This is a genomic window from Streptomyces sp. NBC_00203, assembly GCF_045206325.1.
GTDB classification, from domain to species: domain Bacteria; phylum Actinomycetota; class Actinomycetes; order Streptomycetales; family Streptomycetaceae; genus Streptomyces; species Streptomyces lutosisoli.
The window spans coordinates 7,039,264-7,065,283 of sequence record NZ_CP108126.1 but is presented as its reverse complement, the minus strand read 5'-3'; the positions used below and the strand labels follow the sequence as shown (position 1 = coordinate 7,065,283).

At 69.5% G+C, this 26,020-nt stretch carries 22 protein-coding genes and 2 tRNA genes; 9 read left to right on the top strand and 15 right to left on the bottom strand.

Annotation, left to right across the window (positions count from 1 at the left end; translation table 11 throughout):
• Positions 1–123: 123 nt before the first annotated feature.
• From OG975_RS31710 to OG975_RS31685, 6 genes are all read right to left on the bottom strand, one after another.
• Complete coding sequence (locus OG975_RS31710; protein ID WP_406332746.1) at positions 124–1,416, bottom strand: HD-GYP domain-containing protein; 1,293 nt, start codon at positions 1,414–1,416, stop codon at positions 124–126.
• Positions 1,413–2,786, bottom strand: coding sequence for an HD-GYP domain-containing protein (locus OG975_RS31705; protein WP_406332745.1), 1,374 nt, complete (start codon positions 2,784–2,786; stop codon positions 1,413–1,415). Before OG975_RS31705 ends, OG975_RS31710 begins: the two co-directional genes overlap by 4 nt.
• A 180-nt stretch (positions 2,787–2,966) precedes the next feature.
• Entirely contained in the window at positions 2,967–3,269 is a 303-nt protein-coding gene (gene rsrA / locus OG975_RS31700) for a mycothiol system anti-sigma-R factor (RefSeq protein ID WP_327431599.1), read from the bottom strand.
• Complete coding sequence (sigR, locus tag OG975_RS31695) at positions 3,266–3,949, bottom strand: RNA polymerase sigma factor SigR (RefSeq protein ID WP_327431598.1); 684 nt, start codon at positions 3,947–3,949, stop codon at positions 3,266–3,268. Before sigR ends, rsrA begins: the two co-directional genes overlap by 4 nt.
• A gap of 255 nt (positions 3,950–4,204) precedes the next feature.
• Complete coding sequence (locus OG975_RS31690; protein ID WP_406332744.1) at positions 4,205–4,855, bottom strand: alpha/beta family hydrolase; 651 nt, start codon at positions 4,853–4,855, stop codon at positions 4,205–4,207.
• Position 4,856: 1 nt separating this feature from the next.
• A complete protein-coding gene (locus tag OG975_RS31685; protein ID WP_406332743.1) occupies positions 4,857–5,672 on the bottom strand; it encodes an SOS response-associated peptidase in 816 nt (271 codons plus the stop codon).
• Between the two features lie 50 nt (positions 5,673–5,722).
• On the opposite strand from OG975_RS31685, the gene OG975_RS31680 reads away from it, so the two are divergent.
• From OG975_RS31680 to OG975_RS31665, 4 genes are all read left to right on the top strand, one after another.
• On the top strand, positions 5,723–6,445 hold the full coding sequence (locus tag OG975_RS31680) for a M50 family metallopeptidase (RefSeq protein ID WP_406332742.1): 723 nt from the start codon (positions 5,723–5,725) through the stop codon (positions 6,443–6,445).
• A 158-nt stretch (positions 6,446–6,603) separates the two neighbouring features.
• Positions 6,604–7,944, top strand: a complete 1,341-nt coding sequence (gene aroA, locus OG975_RS31675) for a 3-phosphoshikimate 1-carboxyvinyltransferase (protein WP_330307192.1) — start codon at positions 6,604–6,606, stop codon at positions 7,942–7,944.
• Positions 7,945–7,960: 16 nt separating this feature from the next.
• Positions 7,961–8,971, top strand: coding sequence for a ribosome small subunit-dependent GTPase A (gene rsgA / locus OG975_RS31670; RefSeq protein WP_406332741.1), 1,011 nt, complete (start codon positions 7,961–7,963; stop codon positions 8,969–8,971).
• A gap of 168 nt (positions 8,972–9,139) precedes the next feature.
• Positions 9,140–9,463, top strand: a complete 324-nt coding sequence (locus tag OG975_RS31665) for a multidrug efflux SMR transporter (protein WP_327431592.1) — start codon at positions 9,140–9,142, stop codon at positions 9,461–9,463.
• 19 nt (positions 9,464–9,482) lie between these two features.
• Here the strand turns inward: OG975_RS31665 and OG975_RS31660 are convergent, their stop codons facing one another.
• From OG975_RS31660 to OG975_RS31650, 3 genes are read right to left on the bottom strand one after another with little or no spacing between them, the layout of a single operon-like run.
• Positions 9,483–11,282, bottom strand: a complete 1,800-nt coding sequence (locus OG975_RS31660) for a dipeptide ABC transporter ATP-binding protein (RefSeq protein WP_406332740.1) — start codon at positions 11,280–11,282, stop codon at positions 9,483–9,485.
• On the bottom strand, positions 11,279–12,181 hold the full coding sequence (locus OG975_RS31655) for an ABC transporter permease (RefSeq protein WP_406332739.1): 903 nt from the start codon (positions 12,179–12,181) through the stop codon (positions 11,279–11,281). The genes OG975_RS31660 and OG975_RS31655 overlap by 4 nt, the downstream gene beginning before the upstream one ends.
• A complete protein-coding gene (locus OG975_RS31650) occupies positions 12,178–13,164 on the bottom strand; it encodes an ABC transporter permease (protein ID WP_406336554.1) in 987 nt (328 codons plus the stop codon). Before OG975_RS31650 ends, OG975_RS31655 begins: the two co-directional genes overlap by 4 nt.
• A gap of 197 nt (positions 13,165–13,361) precedes the next feature.
• Here OG975_RS31650 and OG975_RS31645 point away from each other — a divergent pair, with 197 nt between their 5' ends.
• On the top strand, positions 13,362–15,050 hold the full coding sequence (locus OG975_RS31645; protein ID WP_406332738.1) for an ABC transporter family substrate-binding protein: 1,689 nt from the start codon (positions 13,362–13,364) through the stop codon (positions 15,048–15,050).
• Between the two features lie 4 nt (positions 15,051–15,054).
• Here OG975_RS31645 and OG975_RS31640 read toward each other — a convergent pair whose 3' ends face one another.
• The gene (locus OG975_RS31640) at positions 15,055–15,663 is read right to left on the bottom strand and encodes a TetR/AcrR family transcriptional regulator (protein ID WP_406332737.1); all 609 of its coding nucleotides are present in this window, start codon (positions 15,661–15,663) and stop codon (positions 15,055–15,057) included.
• 464 nt (positions 15,664–16,127) lie between these two features.
• Between OG975_RS31640 and hisN the strand changes: the two genes are divergently transcribed.
• Both hisN and OG975_RS31630 read left to right on the top strand, forming a co-directional pair.
• Entirely contained in the window at positions 16,128–16,928 is an 801-nt protein-coding gene (hisN, locus tag OG975_RS31635; RefSeq protein WP_406332736.1) for a histidinol-phosphatase, read from the top strand.
• A gap of 173 nt (positions 16,929–17,101) precedes the next feature.
• A complete protein-coding gene (locus OG975_RS31630; RefSeq protein ID WP_406332735.1) occupies positions 17,102–17,494 on the top strand; it encodes a cyclic nucleotide-binding/CBS domain-containing protein in 393 nt (130 codons plus the stop codon).
• Positions 17,495–17,591: 97 nt separating this feature from the next.
• Here the strand turns inward: OG975_RS31630 and OG975_RS31625 are convergent, their stop codons facing one another.
• The gene (locus OG975_RS31625; RefSeq protein WP_406332734.1) at positions 17,592–19,061 is read right to left on the bottom strand and encodes a catalase; all 1,470 of its coding nucleotides are present in this window, start codon (positions 19,059–19,061) and stop codon (positions 17,592–17,594) included.
• 126 nt (positions 19,062–19,187) lie between these two features.
• Between OG975_RS31625 and OG975_RS31620 the strand changes: the two genes are divergently transcribed.
• Entirely contained in the window at positions 19,188–19,604 is a 417-nt protein-coding gene (locus OG975_RS31620; RefSeq protein ID WP_406332733.1) for a Fur family transcriptional regulator, read from the top strand.
• 113 nt (positions 19,605–19,717) lie between these two features.
• Here OG975_RS31620 and OG975_RS31615 read toward each other — a convergent pair.
• The 4 genes from OG975_RS31615 to OG975_RS31600 all read right to left on the bottom strand — a co-directional run bounded on the left by OG975_RS31615 (position 19,718) and on the right by OG975_RS31600 (position 25,312).
• Positions 19,718–19,791 (bottom strand) — tRNA-Met (locus tag OG975_RS31615).
• 253 nt (positions 19,792–20,044) lie between these two features.
• Entirely contained in the window at positions 20,045–21,904 is a 1,860-nt protein-coding gene (locus tag OG975_RS31610; protein ID WP_406332732.1) for a sel1 repeat family protein, read from the bottom strand.
• Between the two features lie 315 nt (positions 21,905–22,219).
• Positions 22,220–22,293, bottom strand: a tRNA-Met gene (locus tag OG975_RS31605).
• A 43-nt stretch (positions 22,294–22,336) separates the two neighbouring features.
• Positions 22,337–25,312 (bottom strand): UPF0182 family protein, encoded by a 2,976-nt coding sequence (locus OG975_RS31600; RefSeq protein ID WP_406336553.1) that lies wholly within the window; start codon positions 25,310–25,312, stop codon positions 22,337–22,339.
• 163 nt (positions 25,313–25,475) lie between these two features.
• On the opposite strand from OG975_RS31600, the gene OG975_RS31595 reads away from it, so the two are divergent.
• Positions 25,476–26,018, top strand: a complete 543-nt coding sequence (locus tag OG975_RS31595; RefSeq protein WP_406332731.1) for a PPA1309 family protein — start codon at positions 25,476–25,478, stop codon at positions 26,016–26,018.
• Positions 26,019–26,020: the final 2 nt, after the last annotated feature.

The following is a 26,020-nucleotide window of genomic DNA, read 5'->3' as shown; positions in this document are numbered from 1 at the left end:
CGCCTGCCGGTCCTTTGAAGAGTCCCTTGAAGACAGCGCAGCCCCGGGCTGGCCCGTGCCCCCGAACACCCTCTTCCTCGCATCCAACCACGTACCGTCGGACGGGCGCTCATTACCCATGGGTTACCCAGCCTGGGGCAGGGTAAGGCCACCCCGCAACAGCACCCTGGCCAGCGACTCCACGACCTCCGGCTGATAGTCGCGGGCGGTGGCCAGGCGCAGCTTCTCCAGTGCGGTCAGGGTCCCTCCCGGCCCTGCTTCCCGGGCCAGCTCCTCGTATGCGTTCACGGCCCGGACGATCCGCGCGGTGACCGGCTGCTCCCGGTACGGGTCCGCCTGCCGCTCCACCACCACGGCGACCTCGGCATCCACCCCGGTCTGGCGTACGACGGCGCCGCCGAGGAGGGCTATCCGCCGCTGTTCGTCGGCGGCGAGCGCGGAGGTGGCCCCGGCGGGGACGGGATCGACAAGGCTGAGCTGCCCGATGTCGTGCATCAGTGCCGCGTACTCCAGAACGGTCAGATCGGGCTCGGAGAGGCCCAGCTCCCGCCCGACGGCCCTGCTGAGGGCGGCCACCCGTCGCGCGTGCCCCGCCGGCGTGTATCCGGCGATCTCGGTCGCCCGCGCGAGTGAGGCGATGGTCTGCCGATAGGTGACGCGCACGGCCGCGTACCGCCGGAAGGACAGCTGGGTGAGCAGCAGGGGCAGCGAGAACACCGGCAGCGCCCACAGCCCTACGACCGCCACGGCGAGCGACATCACGGCCCCGGTCGCACACACGGCCGACCCGATGCCGAGCGTGGCCCGCAGCTCGTCCCACAGCAGCGGCCCGAACGGCCACCGGGTGCGCGCGTGCGCCAGCGCCGCCGCGAGCACGGCGTCGCACAGCGCGGTGAGCACGAGCAGCGCGATCAGCAGCAGCGCGTACGCCGGGCCGCCCCACTCCAGCAACCGGCCCTGGTTGTAGAGCGGTTGGAAGCAGACAGCGGCGAAGGCGACGGTGAGAACGCGCCGGGTGAGGTGGTCGACGGTCGGCCCCCGTCCCCTGGCCACATGCGGCACACATCCCAGCAGGGCCGCCGCGGCGACGACCGCGACGACCTGGAGAACCCCGTGATGGGTGGGCCGTCCGGCCTGCTCCCCGAGCAGCGCGTACGACAGTGCCGCCGCGGCCCCGAGCGGAGCCGACTCCCGCTCTTCGGCACCGGACCAGCGGCTGAGTTCGCCGACCGTGATGAGGATGCCGAAGGCGAGGGCGGTACCGCGTTCGTCGAGGCCGTGCCAGAGGGTGTCGGCGAGGGCGACGAGGGTGAGGAGGAGGGTGAGGGAACGGACGAGGGTGAGGGGGACGGAGAGACCTGCCTGCCACTGAACACGGCCGGACCGGATGACGAACCGGGAGGTGAGGGCACTCATGGAGCCCTCCGCCCGACGGATTTTTGTAGGTCCCCTTGTAGCGTGCTGGAAACGGGTGGAGTGGGCGGGTAAAGATCGGCGGTAACGGCGGGATGCCAGCCGTATCGGTCCAAGGCCCGCACAAGGGCCCCCACCATCCCCGGATCGAACTGCGCCCCCGCACACCGCTCAAGCTCCTCCACGGCCACATCGACAGGCCGAGCCCGTCGATAAGACCGCGTGGACGTCATGGCGTCGAACGCGTCGGCGACAGCCACCACCCGCGCGAACTCCGGAATCTGCGCCCCCACCAGCCCGTACGGATACCCGCTGCCGTCCAGTCGCTCATGGTGGTGCAGGATCGCCGACCGCGCCTCCCCCAGAAAACCGATGCCGCGCACCATCTCGTGCCCGTACTCGGGATGCAGCTCGATGACCCGCCGTTCCTCGGGCGTCAGCGGCCCGTCCTTGCGCAACAACCGCGTGGGCACACCGAGTTTGCCCACGTCGTGCAGGATCCCGGCGAACCGCAGCACTTCCACGCGCTCGTCGTCCATGCCGAGTTCCCGCGCGATCATCATCGACGCCTGCCCGACCCGCTCGCTGTGCCCGCGGGTGTACCCGTCCTTGATGTCGACGGCCTGGACGAGCGCGCGAATCGTGGCCTGGTGGGCGGCCCGCTCCCGGTGGTACTGCGCGAACACCCACGAGGACACGTACATCGGCAACAGCACGAGCAACGCGGCGACAGGCCCGTACGGACTGCGCCACAGCACCGCCATCATCAGCCCCGCGAGCCCGTGCACGGCGACGGGTGCGAGGGAGCGGGCGAAAAGCCCGCGCCAGGCGCCGCGCACCGGCACCCGGTCGGCGAGCGCCAGGATCCCCCCGTCGAGGACGGTCAGCACGAGGCAGAACGTGAGCACTCCGGCGCCGGCGGGCACGAGCGCGTACGGGAAGTGGGGGGCGACCACCGCGTCCCGGCCGCCCAGCGCCCAGTGCACCCGGGAGGTCGCCCAGATCGCGACGGCGAGCTGGGCCGCGCGCCAGACCCGGCGCAGCCACCGCGGCCGTTGTTCGACCCGGGCGAGCAGCGCCCCCGGCAGCGCGACGAGCGCGGCGGCGGGAGGCGGCAGCAGAAAGGCGCCGGCCAGCAGCACGGGGAGGAAGGTGCCCATGCCCTTCGGGGCGTCACGGGCGTCCCGGCCGGGCGCGCCCGCTCCCCTCGTTCCACGCGGCAGCGTGATCCGCTCGCACCCGGCGTACAGCACGGCGAGCAGCGCGACGACCCACCACGGAACGTGGAGGTGCGGCAGGGGGGCCATGCAGGCCAGGGCGGCGAGGACGACACAGGCCACGTACACACGGGCCCACGCCGGAACCGACCCCATCCTCGTCCCCTCCCCGACTTCAGGCTCCGGAGCCTAGAACGGCGGGGGCGGCACGGGGACGGGTATGGCTGAATCCGCGGGCTCAGAGCCCGCGGATTAGCACGTTCGGGTGATAAACGGACGATCTTCGTCCGGGCGGTCTTACGACTCGCCGGGTGTCTTACGGCCCGCCCGGGTGTCTTACGACTCCTGGGGCGTCGCCGTCACATCGTGCTCCGGCACGACCTGCCCGGAGCGGATCAGATCGATACGGCCCATGACCTTGGCGCGCAGATCGGTCGGCACGTCGTCCTGGCCGCAGCAGCGCTTGACCAGCTTCTTCACGGCCTGCTCCAGGCCGTACTTCTCGAGGCAGGGGGAGCACTCCTCGAAGTGCACCTCGAACTTGGTGCAGTCCGCGTCCGGCATCTCATGGTCGAGGAACTCGTAAAGGTGGTCGAGTACCTCACTGCAATCCGTCTCGTGCGGCTCTCCGCAGCTCATGAGCCCGAGCCTTTCGCTTCGTTCGACTCTCCGGCACCGGCCGGAACCAGCCCGCGGTCACGCGCGTAGTCCTCGAGCATGCCGCGCAGTTGACGGCGGCCCCGGTGCAGCCGGGACATCACCGTACCGATGGGTGTCCCCATGATGTCCGCGATCTCCTTGTACGCAAAGCCCTCTACGTCGGCGAGATAGACCGCGATGCGGAATTCCTCGGGGATCGCCTGCAGCGCCTGCTTCACGTCCGAGTCGGGCAGGTGGTCGAGCGCCTGCGACTCGGCGGAGCGCAGACCCGTCGACATGTGCGACTCGGCGCGCGCGAGCTGCCAGTCCTCGATCTCCTCGGCCGCGGAGCGCTGGGGTTCACGCTGCTTCTTGCGGTACGAGTTGATGAAGGTGTTGGTGAGAATGCGGTACAGCCATGCCTTGAGGTTGGTGCCCTCGCGGAACTGGTGGAAGGACGCGTACGCCTTGGCATACGTCTCCTGCACCAGGTCCTCGGCGTCGGCCGGGTTGCGCGTCATGCGCAGGGCGGCCGAGTACATCTGGTCGAGGAATTCGAGCGCGTCCCGCTCGAAGCGCGCGGTGCGCTCGGCGGACGACTCCGTGCTCGTGCCCTGGCCCTCGGGCTGCTCCGCCTGGCCGTGATCGGTCCCTGCGTCGGTCCCAGGTACCGGACCCACCTCCTCCAGCGTTGTCGTGAGACCGAGACCGGTCCCACTGGAATCGGAGGATAGACGAACATCAGGCCCACCCGCCGCCCGAATAGGGGCGTTCTTGCCTGCGTGCAGCACCGTCCAGTCCAGGTCAGCGCGGCTGCTGCGGCTCGGGCAGATGGTCGAACCCATGCGGCGGACTTCCTCTCGTACGAACGGTCCAGCACGGTCCGTGCTGTCTGCTCGGCACAACAGTCGTCCGTCAGGCAACATTCCCGGGGGTCACCCGAGTGACGCGGTCCACTGCACGACACCGTCCGTGATGATCTTCAGCGCGTCGGTCTGATCGAGCGGCGCCCGCTTCGGGACGGCGAAGCCATGATCGCCGTACGGCACCTCGATCAGCTCGTACGAGCCCTTCGGGAACTCCTCCGGCTTCCCGAACGGATCGTTGCCGCCCTGGACGACGAGTGTGGGCACCCCGGAGCCGAGCAGCTCGTCGGCGCGGGACTTCTCGGGCTTGCCCGGCGGGTGCAGCGGGAAGCCGAGCGCGAGCACGGCGGCGGCGCCGAGCTCCGTCGCCGTACGGCAGGCGACGCGGGCACCGGCGCTGCGACCGCCGGAGACGACGGGCAGCCCGGGCTTCGCCAGCACCGGCCACACCCCCCGCCACCCCACGTCCAGCGTCTTCGGCGCGGGCGCCACCTTCTTGCCGGCCACCCGCCAGGGCTGCTCGACGAGCGCGACGCTCACCCCCTGGCCGGGCAGCACCTCCGCCAGCGCCTGAAGGTCCCGCGCCTCGATGCCACCGCCCGCACCATGGCTGAGGGCGAGGACGAGCCGCGCCTTCCTCGCCCGGTGCCAGGTGACGCGGGCGGTACCGGCGTCCGTCTCGACGCTCTCCGTCGTGTCATTCGTCACGTCATTCGTCACGTCAGAAGAGTGTGCCCTCTTCGGGCCCCTCCAGCTCCTTCAGCAGCTCCGGCCCGTTGTTGCGGACGTTGCTGACCGCCGTGGAGACGGGGTACGCGCGCATCAGCCCGGCGGGCGGCGCCGCGAGCAGCTCGCGCAGGCCGTCGGCGTCGGTGCGGGCCGGGTCGAGCCAGGCGTCCCAGCGGTCCGGGGTGAGCATCAGGGGCATCCGGGGGTGGATGTCGGCCAGGGCGTGCGGGCCCTCGGCGGGCGCGATCGCGAGCGGCGAGGTCTCCGCCTCGGTCGTGATGACCGAGCACGTCACCCACCACGCCTGCGGATGGTCGTCGGGGAGCGTCTTGTCGCGCCAGAACTCGTACAGCCCGGCCATCGCGAAGACCGAACCGTCCGCCGGAGTCACGAAGTACGGCTGCTTGCGCGGGCGCTTCTTCCTGCCCTCGACCTCCAGATCGCGCTCGGCGGCGCCGGTGACCCACTCGTAGTAGCCGTCCGCGGGGAGGATGCAGCGCCGGGCGGTGAAGGCGCGACGGTACGAGGGCTTCTCGTGCACGGTCTCGGCGCGTGCGTTGATCATCCGGGCGCCGCCCTCGGGCGTCTTGGCCCAGGACGGGACGAGCCCCCACTTGAGCTTGCGCAGCTGGCGAACCGGGCTCGGGTCTTCGGCGTCCTTAACGGGACGGTCCAGGACCGCGTAGACCTCCTTGGTCGGGGCCACGTTGAAATCGGGTGCCAGGGTCTCCTCGGGTTCCCACTTCTCGATCTCAAAGATTCCTGCGAGATCCTCGGGCCTACGACTCGATGCATACCGTCCGCACATACGTGCCACACTGCCAGATTCCGCGCGACCCGAGGGAGCCCAAGCCGACAATGGACAGCACCGCATCCACCTCGCTGGCCTCCCTCTGGGACCAGGTCTCCGGCACCCAGCCGGACCCCGATCTGTGGGTGGTGATCGCCACAATCGTCGCGGCGCTGGCGGTGATCGTCCCGCACGGTGTCTGGCGCGTCTCCCGCAACGCCATCACCATCGCCCACGAGGGCGGCCACGGTCTGGTCGCGCTGCTCACCGGACGCAGTCTCAGCGGCATCCGGCTGCACTCCGACACCAGCGGCCTCACGGTCAGCCGCGGCAAGCCCACCGGCCTCGGCATGATCCTCACCGCCGCCGCGGGCTACACCGCTCCGCCACTGCTCGGCCTCGGCGGCGCGGCGCTGCTCGGCGCGGGCCGCATCACCCTGCTGCTGTGGCTGGCCACGGCCCTGCTCGTCGCCATGCTGGTGATGATCCGCAACGCGTACGGCGCACTCACCGTGGTCCTCACCGGCGGCATGTTCCTGCTGGTGTCCTGGCTCGCCGGCCCCCAGGTCCAGGCCGCCTTCGCCTACGCCGTGGTGTGGTTCCTCCTGCTCGGCGGCGTCCGCCCGGCCTTCGAACTCCAGGCCAAGCGCAGCCGGGGCGGCGCGGGCGACTCGGACGCGGACCAGCTGTCACGACTGACACACGTCCCGGCGGGCCTGTGGCTGTTCCTTTTCCACGCAGTGTCACTGTGTTCGCTGATAGGCGGCGGCCGCTGGCTGCTGCAGGTCTGACTGTCGAGACCCCGCTTCAGGGACGCGCCCCTGTCTTTTAGGGGCGCGGGGAACTGCGCGACCAGCCACAACGCACCCGCAGCCACATAACGACCCGCATTCAACGGCCAGACCCAGCGCAGCGAGCCGCGGAGCGAACCCCCACTAAAGTGGAGCCCATGACCGCGAACCCCGCCCACACCGCCCTCTGGCCCGCCCCGCACGCAAGCGGAGCCGTCGACGCGACGGTCCACGTGCCGGGGTCCAAGTCGGTCACCAACCGCGCCCTCGTCCTCGCCGCGCTGGCCTCGGAGCCGGGCTGGCTGCGCCGCCCGCTGCGCTCCCGCGACACGCTGCTGATGGCGGGCGCGCTGCGCGCGATGGGCGTCGGCATCGAGGAGACGGTGGCGTCCAGCTCCACGGTCGCCGCGGGCCCGGACGCCTCGGGCGAGGCCTGGCGGGTCATCCCCTCGGGCCTGCACGGCCCGGCCGCGGTCGACGTCGGCAACGCCGGCACCGTGATGCGCTTCCTGCCCCCGGTCGCCGCCCTCGCGGACGGCCCCATCCGCTTCGACGGCGACCCGCGGTCGTACGAGCGCCCGCTGAACGGCGTGATCGACGCGCTGCGCCTGCTCGGCGCCCGGATCGATGACGACAGCCGTGGCGCGCTGCCGCTGACCGTGCACGGCGGCGGCGCCCTGGACGGCGGCCCGGTGGAGATCGACGCCTCGTCCTCCTCGCAGTTCGTGTCGGCCCTGCTCCTCTCCGGCCCGCGCTTCAACCAGGGCGTCGAGGTCCGCCACATCGGTTCGGCGCTCCCCTCGATGCCGCACATCCGGATGACGGTCGACATGCTGCGCGCAGTCGGCGCCCAGGTGGACACCCCGGAGTCGGGCGGCGAGCCGAACGTCTGGCGGGTCACGCCGGGCGCCCTGCTCGGCCGCGACCTGATCATCGAGCCGGACCTGTCGAACGCGCAGCCGTTCCTCGCGGCGGCGCTGGTGACCGGCGGCACGGTCGTCATCCCGGACTGGCCCGCGCGCACCACCCAGCCCGGTGACAAGCTGCGGGAGATCTTCACCGAGATGGGCGGTTCCTGCGAACTGACCGACAGCGGCCTGGAGTTCACCGGTTCGGGCGCCATCCACGGCATCGACGTGGACCTGAGCGAGGTCGGCGAGCTGACCCCGGGCATCGCGGCGGTCGCCGCCCTCGCGGACTCCCCCTCGACCCTGCGGGGCGTGGCCCATCTGCGCCTGCACGAGACGGACCGGCTGGCCGCGCTCACCAAGGAGATCAACGAGCTCGGCGGTGACGTCACCGAGACCGCCGACGGCCTGCACATCCGCCCGCGCCCGCTGCACGGCGGCGTCTTCCACACGTACGACGACCACCGCATGGCCACGGCCGGCGCGATCATCGGGCTGGCGGTGGAAGGCGTGCGGATCGAGAACGTGGCGACGACGGCGAAGACCCTGCCGGACTTCCCGGACATGTGGACCGGAATGCTCGGGAACTGACGGGCGGACCGGGATCATGCGCCGTTACGGCAAGCACACCGACGAGGACGACATCCGCCAGCGCCCCAACCGCAAGGGCAACCGGCCTCGTACGAACATCCGCCCCAAGCACGAGGAGGCGGTCGAGGGCATGGTCGTCACCGTCGACCGGGGCCGTCTGACCTGCCTCGTCGAGGATCGCCTCGTGATGGCGATGAAGGCCCGCGAGCTGGGCCGCAAGGCCGCGATCGTCGGCGACCATGTCGCCATCGTCGGCGACCTGTCCGGCGAGAAGGACACCCTCGCCCGCATCGTCCGCATCGAGCCGCGCACCTCGGTCCTGCGCCGCACGGCCGACGACGACGATCCGTACGAGCGCGTGGTCGTCGCCAACGCCGACCAGCTCGCCATCGTCACCGCCCTCGCGGACCCCGAGCCGCGCCCGCGCCTGATCGACCGGTGCCTGGTCGCCGCGTACGACGGCGGCCTCACCCCGCTCCTGGTCCTCACCAAGTCGGACCTGGCCTCCCCGGACGAACTCCTGGAGCTGTACGGGGCGTTGGGCGTCCCCTATGTCGTGACCAGCCGCGAGGAGCTGGAGAGCGGCGAAGCGATCGAGCGCGTACGCAAGCAGTTGGACGGCAAGATCACGGCGTTCGTCGGCCACTCGGGTGTGGGCAAGACGACCCTGGTCAACGCGCTCGTATCGCTGGAGCGGCGGCGCAGCACCGGAGTCGTCAACGCCGTCACCGGGCGCGGTCGGCACACCACCACGTCGGCACGCGCGATCCCGCTGCCCGGCGAGTCCGGCTGGGTCATCGACACCCCGGGCGTCCGCTCCTTCGGCCTGCACCACGTGGACCCGTCCCGTGTCATCAAGGCCTTCCCCGACCTCGAACCCGGCACCGAGGGTTGTCCGCGCGCGTGCAGCCACGACGAGCCGGACTGCGCCCTGGACCAGTGGGTGGCGGACGGTCACGCGGACCCGCAGCGGCTGTACTCCCTGCGCAGGCTGCTGGCCACGCGCGAGCGCAAGGAAGGTGACTGATCCCCGCGGGAGGGAGGCCTCCCTCCGCGTCCTGACCTCCGCGTTGTTTGCGTACGCGGCCCGTCGGTAAGTGCTTCTCCGGTCGGTAAATGCATAATCACACCAAGCCGGCTCCAAGCCAGAAAAGCCAGACGAAGCAGTCGACGTGCGGACGCGGGAGGTCAAGACATGGCGTGGCTGCTGGTCGTTGTGGCGGGGCTCCTCGAAACCGGCTTCGCCGTCTGTCTGAAGCTCTCGCACGGCTTCACCAGATTCTGGCCGACGGTCGCGTTCTGCGTCTTCGCGCTCGGCAGCTTCGGCCTGCTGACCCTCGCGCTCAGGAAGCTCGACGTCGGCCCGGCGTACGCGGTGTGGACCGGCATCGGCGCGGCGGGCACGGCCATCTACGGCATGATCTTCCTCGGCGACCTGGTCTCGACGCTCAAGATCGTCTCGATCAGCTTCGTCATCATCGGGGTCATCGGCCTCCAGCTGTCGGGCTCGGCCCACTAGGGCCTGTCCGGCGAACTCCCTAGATCACCTCCCGTACCCGCGGGAAGTGGCAGGCCGCACCGTCCCCTTCGAGGACGGGCACATCGTGGGCGCACCGCTTGCGCTCCTCCTCGGCGAGTTCGGCGTACAGCGGGCAGCGCGCCCGGAACCGGCACCCCTCGTGCCGCTCGGTCGGGCTCGGCGGGTCCCCGGCCAGCAGGATCCGTGTGCGCTGCCGCTCCCGCTCGCGCTCCGGATCGGGCAGCGGTACGGCGGACAGCAGGGCCTGGGTGTACGGGTGCCGGGGCCGCTCGAAGACCTCCTGGACCGGCCCGGACTCCACGGTCCGCCCGAGGTAGACGACGCTGACCCGGTCCGCGATGTGCCGGACGACGGACAGGTCGTGCGAGACGAAGAGATAGGCGAGCCCGAGCTCCGCCTTCAGCCGGTCCAGCAGTTCAAGGACACCCGCCTGCACGGAGACGTCGAGCGCCGACACCGGTTCGTCGAGCACGAGCAGCTCCGGCTCGACCGACAGCGCCCGCGCGATACCGACCCGCTGGCGCTGACCGCCGGAGAACTCGTGCGGGAAGCGTTCCGCGTGCCCCGGTTCGAGCCCGACCTGGGTGAGCAGTTCGGGCACGCGCCGGGCGACGGTGGCCCGGTCCGCGCCCTGGGTGCGCAGCGGCTCGGCGATGATGTCGCCGACCGGCATGCGCGGGTCGAGGGAGGCCATCGGGTCCTGGAAGACGATCTGCACACGCCTGCGGACCGCCTTCACCTCCTCCTTGGTCAGGTCCCCGATCCGCTGCCCGAACAGCTCGATGGATCCGCCCTCGGGGGCGGCGAGTTCGAGCAGCTCGAACAGGGTCGTCGACTTCCCGGACCCCGACTCCCCGACAAGGGCCAGGGTCTCCCCGCGCCGGATGTCGAGGTCGACGCCGTCGACGGCGTACACGCTCCCGACCCGCCGCTTGAAGGCGCCGCCCTTGAGCAGGGGGAAGGTCTTGGTGAGCCCGCGCACCTTCAACACGGGTTCACCGGCGGGGACTTCTGCCCGGGGCCGCGCGTCGTCCAGCCGGGGCACGGCGCCGAGGAGCTTCTGCGTGTACGGCTCCTGGGGCCGCCCGAAGACCTGGACCGCTGTCCCCGCCTCGACCACCCGCCCCTCGTGCATGACGGCCACCCGGTCCGCCATCCCGGCGATCACTCCGAGGTCATGGCTGACCAGCAGCAGCGCGGCGCCGGTCTCCCGCTGGGCGGTGCGCAGCACGTCGAGCACCTGGGCCTGGATGGTGACGTCGAGAGCGGTGGTCGGTTCGTCGGCGAGGATGATGTCCGGCTCGTTGGCCATCGCCATGGCGATCATCGCGCGCTGGCGCATTCCGCCGGAGAACTCGTGCGGGAAGGCCCGCGCCCGGGACGCGGGAATGCCGACGAGGTCGAGCAGTTCGCCCGCGCGTTCCCGGGCGCGTTCCCGGGACACGTCCTGATGGGCTTGTACGGCCTCCGCGATCTGTTCGCCGATCCGGTACACGGGCGTGAAGGCGGACAGCGGATCCTGGAAGACCATCGAGATCCGCCGGCCCCGGATCCGGGTCAACTCCCGTTCACCGGCGCCGATCAGCTCCTGTCCGTCGAGCCGTACGGACCCTCGTACGGCCGCGTTGTCCGGCAGCAGCCCGAGAACGGCGAGCGCGGTGGCGGACTTCCCCGACCCCGACTCGCCCACCAGGCCGAGGACTTCGCCCCGCGCCAGCGAGAAGCCGACGTCACGGACGGCGGGCCTGCCGTCGAAGTCGACGTCGAGACGGGCCACTTCGAGCACCGGCCGGGTCACCGCCTCGCCCCCTTCTTCCGTGGACGGCTGCGCGCGGTCGGGTCCAGCGCGTCCCGCAGCCCGTCCCCCACCAGGTTCACCGCCAGGACGAACACGACCAGCAGCCCGGCCGCGTAGAAGAACATCCAGGGGTACGTCACTGCCGCCCCGGTCCCGGAGGCGATGAGCGTCCCCAGTGAGACGTCCGGCGCCTGCACCCCGAACCCGAAGTACGACAGCGCGGTCTCGCTCATCACGGCCCCGCCCACCGCGATGGTCGCGTCGATGATCAGGAAGGAGGCGACGTTCGGCAGCACATGCCGCCAGATGATCCGGAACGGCCCGACCCCCATGAACCGCGCCGCTCGCACGAATTCCCGCTCCTTCAGGGACAGCGTCATGGACCGCACCACCCGCGCGGTGATCATCCACCCGAACACGGCGAGCAGGCCCACGAACGCGAACCAGCCGCCACTGCGCAGCCGCGGCGAGATGATCGCGATGATGAGGAAGGACGGGAAGACGAGGAGCAGGTCCACGAAGAACATCAGCGCCCGGTCGGCCCACCCGCCGAAGTACCCGGCACACGCACCGACGAGCGAGGCGAGCCCGGTGGAGAAGACGGCGACCAGCAACCCGATGAGCAAGGACTTCTGAAGCCCCCGCACGGTCTGCGCGAACACGTCCTGCCCGATCCGGTTGGTCCCCCACCAGTGCTCGGCGCTGGGCCCCGACCGCAGCGCGGTGTAGTCGATGTGGCTGTACGACCACGGGGTGACGTACGGTCCGACGAAGGCCAGCAGGAACAGCAGCACGAGGACGACGGCTCCGGCGAGCGCGCCCCGGTTGCGCAGGAAGCGGCGCAGCACGACGGACCCGCGGCCCACCGGACGTACCACCGCGGCAGTGATCGTGGTCATGACGCCTGCCGGATACGCGGGTCGAGGGCGGCGTGCAGCACGTCGGCGAGGAAGCCGGACAGCAGCACGGTCACGGCGGCGAACACATTGACGGCGACGACGGAGTTGACGTCGTTCTTGCCGATCGAGGAGACGAACCACTCCCCCATCCCGTGCCAGCCGAAGATCGTCTCCGTGAAGGTGGCACCGGTGAACAGCGCCAGGAAGCCGTACGAGAAATACGTCGACATCGGGATGAGCGCCGTCCGCAGCCCGTGCTTGAGCAGCACCGTCCGGCGGCCGAGCCCCTTGGCCCGCGCCGTGCGCAGATAGTCGGACCCGAGGACGTCGAGCATGGTGTTGCGCTGATACCGGCTGTAACTGGCGATGGCGAACAGCGCGACGGACAGCGTCGGCAACAGCAGATGCACGGCCCGGTCCTTGAGCACGGCCCAGAACCCGCCCCCCAGCCCCGGGCTCTTCTCCCCCGTGAACTGGATGAGATCCGTCCCCGTCGTCTGGTTGAACCAGATGGCGCCGGTCTTGAGCAGAATCGCCAGCAGGAACACGGGGGTCGACAGCAGCGCGAACGACGCGAGCGTCACGGCCCGGTCGCTGAAGCGGTACTGGCGCACGGCGGTCCAGGCCCCGACCAGCACACCGGCGACCGTACCGAGCACGGTCCCCGCGAGCAGCAGCCGCAGGCTGACGCCGATGCGCCGCCCGAACTCCGCGTTCACGGACGTGTCGTCGATCGTCCTCCCCAGATCACCGCGCACCGCGTGCCCCGCCCAGCGCAGAAAGCGGGTGAGCAGCGGCTCGTGGTCGTTCACCCCGATCTCGGTCAGATGGTGATCGACCGCGCTCGCGGAGACGGGTGGCTGCCGGCCCTCGTAGTACTCGCGCGGGTCGAGCGCGAACGAGGCCAGCAGATAGGAGAGGCAGACGGCGGCCAGCAGCAGGACGGCGTAGTAGCCGAGGCGTTTGGCCAGATAGGCAGGCACATCACGCATCCTTCCGCCCCACTGTTGCACCACTATGAAGAGAACATGACAGCAGTCCAGAACGGCTCCCCCGACTGCCGTAGCCGTTCTACGTTCGGCGCATTCACCGATGACCACCGGCTCCCGCCGGACCCCGCAGGAGCCCCCGGGGACACCCCTCCTGGGCCCCATGGGGACATCCCACAAAGGACACCGACATGCGCAGAACCCCCGCCGGGGCCCTGGTCGCCGCCACCGCGGCCGCCGCGTTGCTGGTGAGCGGCTGCGGCTCGTCCGGCGACGACAAGCCCCAGGCACAGAAGAGCGCCGCCCCGGCCGGCAGCCAGCAGATCAACGCCCACCCGCTCGCCGACATCCAGCAGGGCGGCACCCTCAAGCTCGCGATCTCCCAGTGGATCGCGGACTTCAACCGCTACACCGCCAACGGCAACCAGGGCGACGCCGCCTCGATCAACGAACTCGTCGAACCCAGCCTCTTCACCGCCGACGCACGCGGCGAGGTCCACCCCAGCACGGACTTCCTGCTCTCCGCCGCGGTGACCTCCACCAGCCCCCAGACCGTCGTATACAAGCTGAACCCCAAAGCCAAGTGGTCCGACGGGAAACAGCTGAGCTGGCGCGACTTCAACGCGCTCTGGAAGGCCACCAACGGCACGAACAAGGACTACGAGGCAGCCAACACCTCCGGCTACGACCAGATCAGCGCGGTCGAACAGGGCGCCGACGCCCACCAGGTGAAGATCACCTTCTCCTCCCCGTACGCCGACTGGAAGCGCCTCTTCGACCCCCTCCTCCCCGCCGCGGGCATCGACACCCCCGCCAAGTTCAACAAGGGCTGGACGGAGAAGATCCCGGTCACAGGCGCAGCCTTCAAGATCTCCTCGTACGACAAAACGGCCCAGACGATCACCGCGGTCCCGGACCCCAACTGGTGGGGCACGAAGCCCAAGCTGGACTCGGTCGTCTTCCGCGCACTGGACTACACGGCCTGGACGGACGCGTACCTCAACAAGGAGATCGACTACGCCTCCGCGATCCTCCCCGAGGACTACAAGCGCCTGGCGAAGGCCGCCGACACGGACATCCGCACCGGCGCCCGCTGGGACGAGGTCCACATCACCCTCAACGGCGCCCGCGGCCCGCTCAAGGACGTCAAGGTCCGCCAGGCGATCCAGCACGCCATCGACCGCAAGTCCATCGCCACTGCCTTCGGCAAGGACCTCCCGGTCCAGCTGAAGACGTACGGCAGCCACTTCTTCATGCCCAACCAGGCGGGCTACCAGGACAACTCCGGTACGTACGGCACCTACGACGTGACGGCGGCCGGCAAACTCCTCGACGAGGCCGGCTGGAAGCTCAAGGGCGACACCCGCGCCAAGAACGGCAAGCAGCTCGCCCTCACCTACACCCTCAGCGCGGGCAGCACGTCGGCCCAGGAGGACCAGGCCGAGCTGATCCAGGCACAGCTGGCCGCGATCGGTATCAAGGTCTCCATCAAGAAGGTCCCCACGAACGACTACTTCTCCAAGTACGTCACCATCGGCAACTTCGACCTGGTCAGCTTCCGCTGGGTCGACCAGACCTTCCGCTCCGAGGCGTACCCGATCTACCGCCAGACGTCCGGCAAGAACCTGTACGAGAACTACGGCTCGGTCGGCTCCCCGGCCATCGACGCCCTCCTCAAGAAGGCGGGCGAGACCACAGACACCACCGAACAGGCCAAGCTCTACAACGAGGCCGACACCAAGATCTGGGCCCTCGGCCACTCCATCCCGCTCTACCAGCGCCCCCAGGTCCTGGCAGTCCGCTCGAACCTCGCCAACTACGGCGCGGGCGGACTGGCGGACGACGACTTCACCAAGGTCGGCTGGCTCAAGAAGAAGTAACCCTCTACACGCCGAGCCGGTGGGACGGGGTCAACGCGGCCTTCACCAGATCCGTGACCCCGCCCTCACCGGGCGGCGCCGACACACAGGACAAGGCGATACGCGCGACAAGCTCGCAGGAGCGGACCAGCTCGGACGTGTCCGCCTTGGAGCCGAAGAGCGCGGCAGCGGCCCGGTCCCGTACCAGCGCCACGAAGTCGGAGGGCGAGGGCAACGGCCCGTCGGCCCGTCGCTGCGCGGGCACCGCGGAAGACGAAGGCACCGCCGACAACGTCGGCGAGGGCAGCCGCTCACTCCAGCACCCCGTCAGCATCGCCCTCACCAAGACGTTGCTCCGCGCGGCCGACGCGGTCCACTCAGCGGTGGCGACCAGCCGCTCCCGCGCATCCGCATGAGCGGCCAGGGCCCGGTCGACCCCCGCGAGATAGCCATCGGCCTCCCGCCGCACAAGGGCACGCGCGAGCCCCTCCTTACTCCCGAACTCGTTGTAGAGCGTCTGACGTGACACTCCGGCCACGGCGGCCACATCGACCATCCGTACGGCAGACCAAGCACGACGCACGAGCGCCGTATATGCGGCGTCCAAGAGGGATTCCCGCGCTGCAGGCATCATCGCCTCCCTGGGGCGAGCGGCTCTGCAGCTCAGATTTGACGCGCGCAGAGGCACTGTCAAGGGTTCGCGGCGGCCCCAAGGGGCGCAAACAACGGCTCGCACGCACCCAATCCGGAACGCAAGCCCCCGACAACAGGTGCCCGCGAACGGCGAGAAGGGGCCGGGGCGGAGGTGTCCGCCCGCAGCGGATGGCGCGTCAACGCCGGTTCCTCGGAACCCAACCGATTCCGTGCCAGACCGAGGACGGATACCTCCGACCCGGCCCCGCCCCACAACGATCCGCAGGCGAACCCACGACGGCCCGCAGGCGAACCGACAACGATCCGCGCGCGAACCCAAGACGGCCCGCAGCCGAAAACGGTGAGCAGCAGCCAAAACCCGGAACCGAAACGGGGCGGAACCGAAACCGGGATGATCCCGGGCCCCTGTGGCCCGATCCCAGAACGGGCAGATACGGTTCGCTCATGCCCGACTACCACGATGACCTGCGTCTCGCCCACGTCCTCGCGGACGCCGCCGACGCCGCGACGATGGCCCGGTTCAAGGCACTCGACCTGAAGGTCGAGACCAAGCCGGACATGACGCCGGTGAGCGAGGCGGACAAGGCCGCCGAGGAGCTCATCCGCGGCCAGCTCCAGCGGGCGAGGCCACGCGACGCGATCCTCGGCGAGGAGTACGGCATCGAGGGCACGGGCCCCCGCCGCTGGGTCATCGACCCGATCGACGGCACCAAGAACTACGTACGCGGCGTCCCCGTCTGGGCCACGCTGATCTCCCTGATGGAGGCGGGCGAGGGCGGCTACCAGCCCGTCGTCGGCGTGGTCTCGGCGCCCGCCCTGGGCCGCCGCTGGTGGGCCGCGAAGGGCCACGGCGCGTTCACCGGCCGCAGCCTCACCTCGGCCTCGCGCCTCCAGGTCTCCAAGGTCTCCCGCATGGCCGACGCGTCCTTCGCGTACTCGTCCCTGTCCGGCTGGGAGGACCAGGGCCGCCTCGACGGCTTCCTCGACCTCACGAAGGCCGTCTGGCGCACCCGCGGATACGGCGACTTCTGGCCGTACATGATGGTCGCCGAGGGCTCGGTGGACATCTGCGCGGAGCCCGAGCTCTCGCTCTGGGACATGGCGGCGACCGCGATCGTGGTGACCGAGGCGGGCGGCTCCTTCACCGGCCTGGACGGCCGCCCGGGCCCGCACAGCGGCAACGCGGCCGCGTCGAACGGCATCCTCCACGACGAACTGCTGGGTTACCTGAACCAGCGGTACTGAGCTGGGGTTCCCGGGGCACCTCCGGGCGCCCCCGAACTCACCGCACGCGCCCCCTTGTTGACCCTCCCTTTAACTGCGACTCTGAGAGTCCCCCCACTTGTGAACTTGTGAATCCGTGCGCAAGCCCACCCCGTGGGACAAGCCCATCGGATTCGTAGGAGGTGGCTCCGTCCATGCTCGTCCGCGACGCCATGAGCACGGTGGTCCTCACCATCGGCCCGGCACACACCCTCCGCCAGGCGGCCCGCCTGATGTCCGCACGCCGCGTAGGCGCGGCCGTCGTCCACGACGAGGACTCCAGCGGCCTCGGAATCATCACCGAGCGCGACATCCTCAACTCACTCGCCCTGGGCCAGAACCCGGACACCGAGACCGCAGGCACCCACACCACCACCGACGTCGTCTTCGCCGCACCCGCCTGGACCTTGGATGAGGCCGCGACGGCGATGTCGCACGGCGGCTTCCGCCATCTGATCGTGCTCGACGGCAACGGCCCGGTCGGCATCGTCTCGGTCCGCGACATCATCCGCTGCTGGGCCCCGGTACGGCAGCACGTACCGGCGTAGACCCTCCGCACACCCACACCCACACCCACGTGCGAGCGGGCCGGACCCCAAAAGGGAACCGGCCCGCCGGCCACGACAAGCGTTCCAGTGCTGTTTGTCAGCCGCGCAGGGCCTGGACCGCGGCGTCCAGCCGCTTGCCGAAGTCGCCGTCCGCCCGGCGGAAGTTGTCGATCGCGCGCTCGGCGATGTCGTCACGGGAGACCTTGGCGATGAAGCCCGCCAGGTTCTCGATCAGACGCCCCTTCTCGTCCTCGGACATCAGCCGGTAGAGGTTGCCCGCCTGCACGAAGTCGTCGTCCTCGGAGTGGACGGGGGCGGCGATGTCACCGGTGTATCCGGTGACCGCGACCGGCTGCCACAGCGGCCTGCCCGTCTCGAAGGGACCGCCGAAGCTGTTGGGCTCGTAGTTCTTCGCACCCTTGTGGCGCCCGTCGTACAGGAAGCCGTCACGCGAGTTGGTGCGCGCCTCGGTGGCGTGCGGCCGGTTCACCGGCAGGTGGTCGGCGTTGATGCCGACGCGGTAGCGGTGGGCGTCGCCATAGGCGAAGAGCCGCCCCTGGAGCATCTTGTCGGGCGAGGGCCCGATACCCGGTACGAAGTGAGCGGGCGAGAAGATGCTCTGCTCGACCTCGGCGAAGACGTTCTCCGGGTTGCGGTTGAGCTCGAGCTTCCCGATCTCGACCGGCGGGTAGTCCTCGTGCGGCCACACCTTGGTGAGGTCGAACGGGTTGAAGCGGTACGTGGCCGCCTCGGCCGCCGGCATGATCTGCACCTGCACGGTCCAGGACGGGAAGTCACCGCGTTCGATGGCCTCGCGCAGGTCGCGCTGGTGGGAGTCGGGGTCCTCACCGGCGAGCTTGTTGGCCTCGTCCTGGGTGAGGTTCTTGATGCCCTGGTCGGTCTTGAAGTGGTACTTGACCCAGAAGACCTCGCCGGCCTCGTTGTTCCACTGGTACGTGTGCGAGCCGTACCCGTTGAGGTGGCGATACGAGGCGGGAATCCCGCGGTCACCGAAGAGCCAGGTCACCTGATGCGTGGACTCGGGGGACAGCCCCCAGAAATCCCACACGTTGTCGGCTTCCTGCGACCCGGTGTACGGGTCGCGCTTCTGCGTGTGGATGAAGTCGGGGAACTTGATGGCGTCCTTGATGAAGAACACCGGGGTGTTGTTGCCGACGAGGTCGTAGTTGCCCTCCTCGGTGTAGAACTTCAGCGCCCAGCCGCGGGGGTCGCGCACGGCGTCGGCGGAGCCGAGGTTGCCGGCGACGGTCGAGAAGCGCAGGAAGGTCTCGGTCTGCTTGCCGACCTCGGAGAGGAACGCGGCACGGGTCCACTGCGAGACGTCACGGGTCAGCGTGAAGGTGCCGTACGCACCGGCGCCCCGTGCGTGCACGACCCGCTCCGGAATGCGCTCACGGTTGAAGTGCGCGAGCTTCTCCAGCAGCAGCTGGTCCTGAACGAGGACGGGCCCGCCGACGCCCGCGGTCTCGCTGTTCTGGTTGTCGGCCACCGGCGCGCCGGCCTCCGTCGTAAGCGGTCCCTGCGTCACGTGCGCCTCCTGCGTCATTCCTGCCCAGTCCTGCCCATCACCCAATATCGAACTAGATCCTACAATGGACAATATCTAAGTCAAGTGGACTTCCAAATTCACACCTGTTCGGGATCTGGTCACCTTGCTGTTAGGCTGGTCTGTATGAGTGACCTGTTGGAACGACTGCGCGGACGCGGATGGCGAATGACCGCGCAGCGGCGTGTCGTGGCCGAGGTCCTCGACGGCGATCACGTCCATCTGACGGCCGACGAGGTGCATGCCCGGGCCGTCGTCAAGCTGCCCGAGATCTCCCGGGCGACCGTCTACAACACGCTGGGTGAGCTGGTCTCGCTCGGCGAGGTGCTGGAAGTCGCCACGGACAAGCGCGCCAAGCGCTACGACCCGAACGCGCACCGCCCGCACCACCACCTGGTCTGCGCCCAGTGCGGCGCGATCCGCGACGTCCACCCGAGCGGCAACCCCCTCGCCGACCTCCCGGACTCGGAGCGCTTCGGCTTCACGGTCTCGGACGTCGAAATGACGTACCGCGGCGTCTGCCCGAACTGCGCGGCGGCCTAAAAACTCCACGAAAGCCCCGGCACCTGAGGGTGCCGGGGCTTTTCGCTACCACCGAACGCCAACAAACACCGAAGGCCCGGATCCATGATCAGGATCCGGGCCTTCGGTTTCAGTAGCGGGGACAGGATTTGAACCTGCGACCTCTGGGTTATGAGCCCAGCGAGCTACCGAGCTGCTCCACCCCGCGTCGACAAACTGAACACTACGTCAACCGTGTGGACCAGCGCAAATCCCTTACCTCCGCCGTTCAGACCGACAGCGGGGTCTGGGGGCGCAGCCCCCAGAAAGGGGCGCGAGGAACTGCGCGACCAGCCCCCACCCACCCGCACCCAACACACAACCGAACGGGGTCTGGGGCGGAGCCCCAGGAACGGGATGGGACGGGTAGGGGCGGCGGGGGCGAAACCCTTTCCACGCCAGCCCCCACCCCAGAGCCACCGTCACGCAGACAGCTCCTCCCGCAGAGCGTCCCGCAACCGAGCCGCCCGCTCAGAAACCTCCGCAGGCCCAAGAGAAACGGCCCGGTCAGCCCACCGCTTCCCCTCCGCCAACTCCCCCCGCCGCGCATACACAAGCGCCAGCCGAAGCGCCGCCCGCCCATGCCCCGCATCGGCGGCCCGAGCCCACCACAGCGCCGCCTCAGGCTCACTCCCCTCCCGAGCCAGCAGCAGCCCGAGATTGAACGCCCCGTTCCGAGACCCGGCCTCCGCGGCCTCCCGGTACCACCGAGCCGCCTCCACCACATCGCCCCGCGCAGCGGCCAGCATCCCGACCCGCACCTGCGCCCGCCGATGCCCCTGGGACGCCGCCCGCTCGTACCACTCCTCGCACTCGCTCTTCTCCTGCGCCGGCTCCCCCAGCTCATGCGCGGGCGACGGCGGCCGCCGGGCATCAAGCACCGCCGCAAGCCGGTACGCGGCCTCGGCACTGCCACCCCCCGCCGCACACCGCAGATGCCGCTCAGCCCCTCGCTCGTCCCCCTCCCGCAACCGGGCGATGGCGACCTGAAGCGCCGCCTCGGTGTGCCCGTCGGCGGCGGCCCGCTCGTACCACCGCAGCGCGGCCGCGTCGTCCTCCTCGGTCCCCCGCCCGGCATGCAGGATCCCGAGATTGAAAGCGGCGTCGACGCTCCCCGCCTCCGCGGCCTTGGAGAACCACGGCTGGGCCCCGGCCGAGTCCCCGACCTGAAGCAGCAGAATGGCCAGCGCGTTCGCCGCCTCCCGGTGCCCCGCGTACGCGGCCCGCCGGTACCACTGCTCGGCCTGCGCGGTCCGCCCCTGCTCGGCGCAGAGCAGCCCGAGGTTGTACGCCCCGTTCACATCGCCCGCGTCCATCGCGGCCCGGTACCACCGCTCCGCGGTCTGCGTCTCACCGCGCTCGGCGTGCAGCGCTCCCAGCGCGTTGGCGGCGTTCCCGTCACCGTCCTGCGCGGCCCGCAGCCACCACACGGCCGCGCTCTCGGTGTCCCCCGCGTCCCGCAGCAGGAATCCGAGCGCACAAGCGGCACGCGCCTCCCCGTCCTTGGCGGACGTGAGATACCAGCGCCCGGCCTCTCTCAGCTCACCGCGCTTCTCCAGAATCGCCCCGAGATGCAGCGCGGCCCGCCGGTGCCCGCGCGCGGCGGCCTGCCGGTACCACTGCTCGGCGTCTTCGCCGGCGGCACCGATCACTCCGATGACACCGTTGTCGCCGCCGATCTCGCCCGCGTCCACGGCCTTGCGATCAAGCGCACGCGCCAGCCGGTAGGCGGCCTCACGGTGCCCGCGCTCGGCGGCGGCCCGCATCCACTGCTCGGCGCCCACGTCACTGCGGTGCTCCAGCAGATCGGCGAGCGCGTACGCGCCGAGGGCGTGCCCCTGCTCGGCGGACTGGCGCAGCCAGTACTCGGCGGCGGGCTCGTCGCCGCGCTCGCGGTGGTGGCGCCCGAGCGCGTGCGCGGCGGCCGCGGAGCCCGCGACGGCGGCGATCCGCCACCATCCGGCGGCGTCGTCGGCGTACCCGCGCTGGTGCAGGAGGACACCCAGGTTGTTGGCGGCGGCGCGATCGCCTTCGGCGGTCGCAGCGCGCAGCTGAGGCTCGGCTCCGTCGAGATCACCGCGGCGCAGCAGCATGGCTCCGAGGACGCTCATCGCCTCGACGTCGCCGGCTTCGGCGGCGAGCCGCTGGCGTGCTTCCTCGGCAGCCTCGCCGGTTTCGTCCCGGTCGGAAGGCTGCGTGAAATCCGCAGGCCGCGCAAAGTCGGCAGACTGCGCAAACCGCCCTGTATCCAACAGAGTTGCCTTGTCCCCCATAACGTCCATCGTCGCACCACCTGCAACCTGGGTACACCTGGTATACCGCAGCCAGTGAGGTCACTTCAGCGTTTTGTCGACATGCCCACAGAGAGACAAGTCAAACACAGATTTCCCAACTCCCCCCGCATGGCGCAGCACTTCACAAGAGTCGCCAGGTCACCACGGGCGCCTCGGCGCGGCGTTCGCACACCCCGAGAGCCCAGAGACACACCTCAAGAACCCGCAGACGCACCCCTGGGCCCCGGACACACACACCGAAGGCCCCGGACACACACGTCGAAGGCCCGGATCCATGATCAGGATCCGGGCCTTCGACTTCAGTAGCGGGGACAGGATTTGAACCTGCGACCTCTGGGTTATGAGCCCAGCGAGCTACCGAGCTGCTCCACCCCGCGCCGTTGTGTTGCAACCGTACCACGGCGCGGGGGTGCCCCTGACTCAGCCGCTGCCGGAGCTCTTGTCGCTGCTCGGGCTGCTACTGGGAGTACTGCTGGGACTACTGCTGGGACTGCTCTTGTCGCTGCTCTTGCTACCGCCGCTGCCACTGCTGCCGCTGGTCTTGTCGGCCTTGGCCTGCGCCTCCTCGGCCCGCTTCAGCGCGTCCTCAAGATCCTTCTGTGCCACGCCGTACGCCTTCCAGTCGCCCTTCTTCAGGGCTTCCTGGCCCTGATCGAAGGCCTTCTGGGCGTCGTTCAGCGCCTGTTGGACCGTCGGATTGCTCGACGTGGGCGGAGTCGTGGTCCCCTCGCCCGGTGGCTGGGCGGTCGAACCGTCCTCTCCCAAGACCTTGTTGAGCGCCGCGTCGAGCGTGTTCTCGAAGGCGGTCTTGCCTCCGTAGGTCACCAGCACCTTGCGCAGCAGTGGGTACTTCAGCTGATTGCCGCGTACGTAGACGGGCTCCACGTAGAGCAGTCCTCCGTCGAGCGGGATCGTCATCAGATTGCCGTACTCGATGTCCGAGTCGCCGCCCTTGAGGAGTCTGATCGACTCGGCGATGTCCTGTTCGGAGTTGAACTGGCTCTGGACCTGTTTAGGCCCGTCGACGGGTTCGCTTGTCGGCAGTTTCAGGATTCTGATCTTGCCGTAATCGCTGGTGCCCGCCTCGGCGTTGACCGACATGAAGGCGCTCAGGTTGTCGCGGCCGTTCGGCGTGAACGTCGTCGTCAGCGAGAACGTCTGGGCCTTCTGGTCGGGCATCTTCATGCTCAGGTAGTACGGCGGCACCGCGTTGCCCGACTTGTTGGTCGGGTCGTCCGGGACCTGCCACACCTCGCTGCCGCTGAGGAACGTCTGCGCGTCCTTCACGTGGTAGCGGGTGAGCAGCTCGCGCTGGACCTTGAACAGGTCCTGCGGGTACCGCAGATGGTCCATGAGCGACTGCGAGATCGCGGTCTTCGGCTGCACCGTGTTCGGGAACGCCTTCATCCAGGTCTTGAGGACCGGGTCCTTGGTGTCCCACTGGTAGAGCTTGACCTCGCCGGTGTACGCGTCGACGGTCGCCTTCACCGAGTTGCGGATGTAGTTGACCTGGTTCTGCTGCGCCACCACCGCGCGCTGGTTGTTCGTCGCGGTGAGCGAGTCGGCGGTCGTGTCGCCCAGGGTGGTGCGGGAGGCGTACGGGTAGCCGTTGGTCGTCGTGTAGGCATCGACGATCCACTGGATCTTCCCGTCCACCACGGCCGGGTAGGCGTCGCCGTCGATGGTCAGCCAGGGGGCCACCGCCTCGACGCGGTCCTTGGGGGTGCGGTTGTAGAGGATCCGGGAACCCTCGCCGATCGCGCCCGAGTAGAGGATCTGCGGCTCACCGAACGCCACGGCGTACGCGGCCCGGTTGATCGGGCTGGAGAGGCTTATCCCGCTCTTGCCCTTGTAGCTGGTGGTCTTCTCACCGTTGTCGTCGGAGTAGTCGATCTCCTTCTGGGGACCGCCGACGATCGAGTACTGGGTGGTCTTCTCGCCGTAGTAGACCCGCTGCTCGTACGTCCCCAGGTCGCCGTTGGACGGCAGGTCGGACTCGGTGAACACGGGCCGGCCGCCGGAGGTCGCCGTGGTGCCCTTGGCGGCGACGACGCCGTATCCGTGGGTGTAGCGGAAGTGGTCGTTGATCCAGTTGTTCTTCGGAATGCCGTTGAGGTTCAGCTCGCGCAGACCGATGACCGTGTCCTGGTCCTTGCCGTCCTTGCTGTACCGGTCGACGTCCAGATTGGTCGGGAACGCGTAGTAGTTCTTCATCTGCTGCAGCTGCTGGAACGTCGGCGAGACGATGTTCGGGTCCAGCAGACGGATGCTCGCCGTGGTGTCGGCGTCCTCGCGCAGCTTGGTCTTGTCCTTCGTGTCGCTGGTGCCCGCGTACTCCGAGACCTGGGTACCGTCGATCCCGTACGCCTCGCGGGTCGCCTTCAGGTTCTTCTCGACGTACGGCGCTTCCTTGGCCTGCTCGTTCGGCTGGACCTGGAACTTCTGCACGATCGCCGGGTACAGGCCGCCGATGAGGATCGCCGAGAGCACCATCAGGCCGAAGCCGATGACGGGCAGCTGCCAGGTGCGCCGCCACAGGGTGGCGAAGAACAGGAGCGCGCAGATGACGGCGATGCAGAACAGGATCGTCTTGGCGGGCAGATACGCGTGGGCGTCGACGTATCTGAGGCCCGTCCAGTTGCCGGTCGCCTTGAAGTCGCTGGACTTCACCGCGAGTCCGTACCGGTCGAGCCAGTAGGCGACCGCCTTCAGCGCGACGAAGATGCCGAGGAGCACAGAGAGATGACCGGTGGCCGCAGCCGTGGCACGCGCCCCCGGGCTGGTGACCCGCAGCCCGCCGTACAGGTAGTGCGTGAGCGCGGCGGCGATCAGCGAGAGCACCGCGGCGGCGAAGCCGAAGCCGAGCAGGAAGCGGTACCAGGGCAGGTCGAAGGCGTAGAACTTGACGTCGAGGTGGAACTGGGGGTCCTTCTGGTGGAAGGGAACCCCGTTCACCCACATCAGCCACGTACGCCACTGGCCCGAGGCTGATGCGCCGGCGATCAGCCCGACCAGGGAGGTGATGGCGAGCAGCAGCCACTTCTTGTAGGGCGCGATGCCCATCCGGTACCGGTCGAGGCTCTGCTGCTCCATCGACATGGCGCTCAGCGGCGGGCGCAGCCGGTGAGCCAGCCAGATGTTCACGCCGACCGAGGCCGCCATCAGCAGGCCGAAGACGAAGAAGAGTCCGATCTTGGTCCACAGAGTGGTGGTGAAGACGGACGAATAGTGAACCGACCGGTACCAGAGCCAGTCCGTCCAGAACCCCGCGAACATGACGAAGGCCATGGCCAGCACGGCCAGTACGCCCAGCGTCATGAGCAGGGTCCGGACACGCCGGGACGGTCGGCCCACTCTGATCCGTGGCCCCGTCGGGCCTCCGCCGCGGTCCGGCATCTGGAAAGCCAAGGTGCGCACCTCGAAGTCGCTGTTGATCCGTCAGGCCCCCGTGATGGTGGACCGTCCGCAAGGCTCCGTGATCGTGGAGCCTCATCTATGCAACTTACTCACGCTTTACTCGGTTCCCGGTTCCGGGTACTAACGAGGCAGGATTGTGACCATGTCCAACACTCCCATGGCAGCGAGCCCGCTCACCCGGGCCGTACTCGAGATCGACGAGTACGCCTCCGGCCTCGGCTGGGACCAGCCCGCTCGCCTCTTCGCCCTCGTAGACACCGCGCGACTGCGGGCCCAGGAACCCGGCCTCGCGGCCCAGCTCGGCCTGCAGGACGAGCCGGAGACCACCGGTCTCACCCCCATCGAGCAGGACGAGATCCCTGCCGACAAGCCGCTGGACGAGTTCCTCGGCACCATCGCCTGGCCGGACGCCGTGGTCGGCTGCGCGCTCACGGTGGAGCGGCTGATGCTGCCGCCGTCCGCGGAGGCGTCCGTCCCGGCGGGCCTGAGCGGCAAGAAGCTCACCAAGTGGGTCGCCGAGCACCCCGCCCGCCAGGAGGTCCGCATGACGGTCGGCGTCCTGCGCGACGGTACCCGCGACTCGGCGCTCCGCCTGCGCGAGAAGGACGCGCCGACGGAGGTGCTCACGGGGTCGAACCTGGTGCCGGGCCTGGCCGAGGCACTGTCGACGACGTTCGCGGACTGATC

Bases quoted from the DNA above. Each gene is read 5' to 3' on its own strand.
- OG975_RS31710 (WP_406332746.1), bottom strand. From the start codon at position 1,416: ATGAGTGCCCTCACCTCCCGGTTCGTCATCCGGTCCGGCCGTGTTCAG.
- OG975_RS31705 (WP_406332745.1), bottom strand. From the start codon at position 2,786: ATGGGGTCGGTTCCGGCGTGGGCCCGTGTGTACGTGGCCTGTGTCGTC.
- rsrA (WP_327431599.1), bottom strand. From the start codon at position 3,269: ATGAGCTGCGGAGAGCCGCACGAGACGGATTGCAGTGAGGTACTCGAC.
- OG975_RS31685 (WP_406332743.1), bottom strand. From the start codon at position 5,672: ATGTGCGGACGGTATGCATCGAGTCGTAGGCCCGAGGATCTCGCAGGA.
- OG975_RS31680 (WP_406332742.1), top strand. From the start codon at position 5,723: ATGGACAGCACCGCATCCACCTCGCTGGCCTCCCTCTGGGACCAGGTC.
- aroA (WP_330307192.1), top strand. From the start codon at position 6,604: ATGACCGCGAACCCCGCCCACACCGCCCTCTGGCCCGCCCCGCACGCA.
- rsgA (WP_406332741.1), top strand. From the start codon at position 7,961: ATGCGCCGTTACGGCAAGCACACCGACGAGGACGACATCCGCCAGCGC.
- OG975_RS31665 (WP_327431592.1), top strand. From the start codon at position 9,140: ATGGCGTGGCTGCTGGTCGTTGTGGCGGGGCTCCTCGAAACCGGCTTC.
- OG975_RS31655 (WP_406332739.1), bottom strand. From the start codon at position 12,181: ATGACCACGATCACTGCCGCGGTGGTACGTCCGGTGGGCCGCGGGTCC.
- OG975_RS31645 (WP_406332738.1), top strand. From the start codon at position 13,362: ATGCGCAGAACCCCCGCCGGGGCCCTGGTCGCCGCCACCGCGGCCGCC.
- OG975_RS31640 (WP_406332737.1), bottom strand. From the start codon at position 15,663: ATGATGCCTGCAGCGCGGGAATCCCTCTTGGACGCCGCATATACGGCG.
- hisN (WP_406332736.1), top strand. From the start codon at position 16,128: ATGCCCGACTACCACGATGACCTGCGTCTCGCCCACGTCCTCGCGGAC.
- OG975_RS31630 (WP_406332735.1), top strand. From the start codon at position 17,102: ATGCTCGTCCGCGACGCCATGAGCACGGTGGTCCTCACCATCGGCCCG.
- OG975_RS31625 (WP_406332734.1), bottom strand. From the start codon at position 19,061: ATGACGCAGGAGGCGCACGTGACGCAGGGACCGCTTACGACGGAGGCC.
- OG975_RS31620 (WP_406332733.1), top strand. From the start codon at position 19,188: ATGAGTGACCTGTTGGAACGACTGCGCGGACGCGGATGGCGAATGACC.
- OG975_RS31610 (WP_406332732.1), bottom strand. From the start codon at position 21,904: ATGGACGTTATGGGGGACAAGGCAACTCTGTTGGATACAGGGCGGTTT.
- OG975_RS31600 (WP_406336553.1), bottom strand. From the start codon at position 25,312: ATGCCGGACCGCGGCGGAGGCCCGACGGGGCCACGGATCAGAGTGGGC.
- OG975_RS31595 (WP_406332731.1), top strand. From the start codon at position 25,476: ATGTCCAACACTCCCATGGCAGCGAGCCCGCTCACCCGGGCCGTACTC.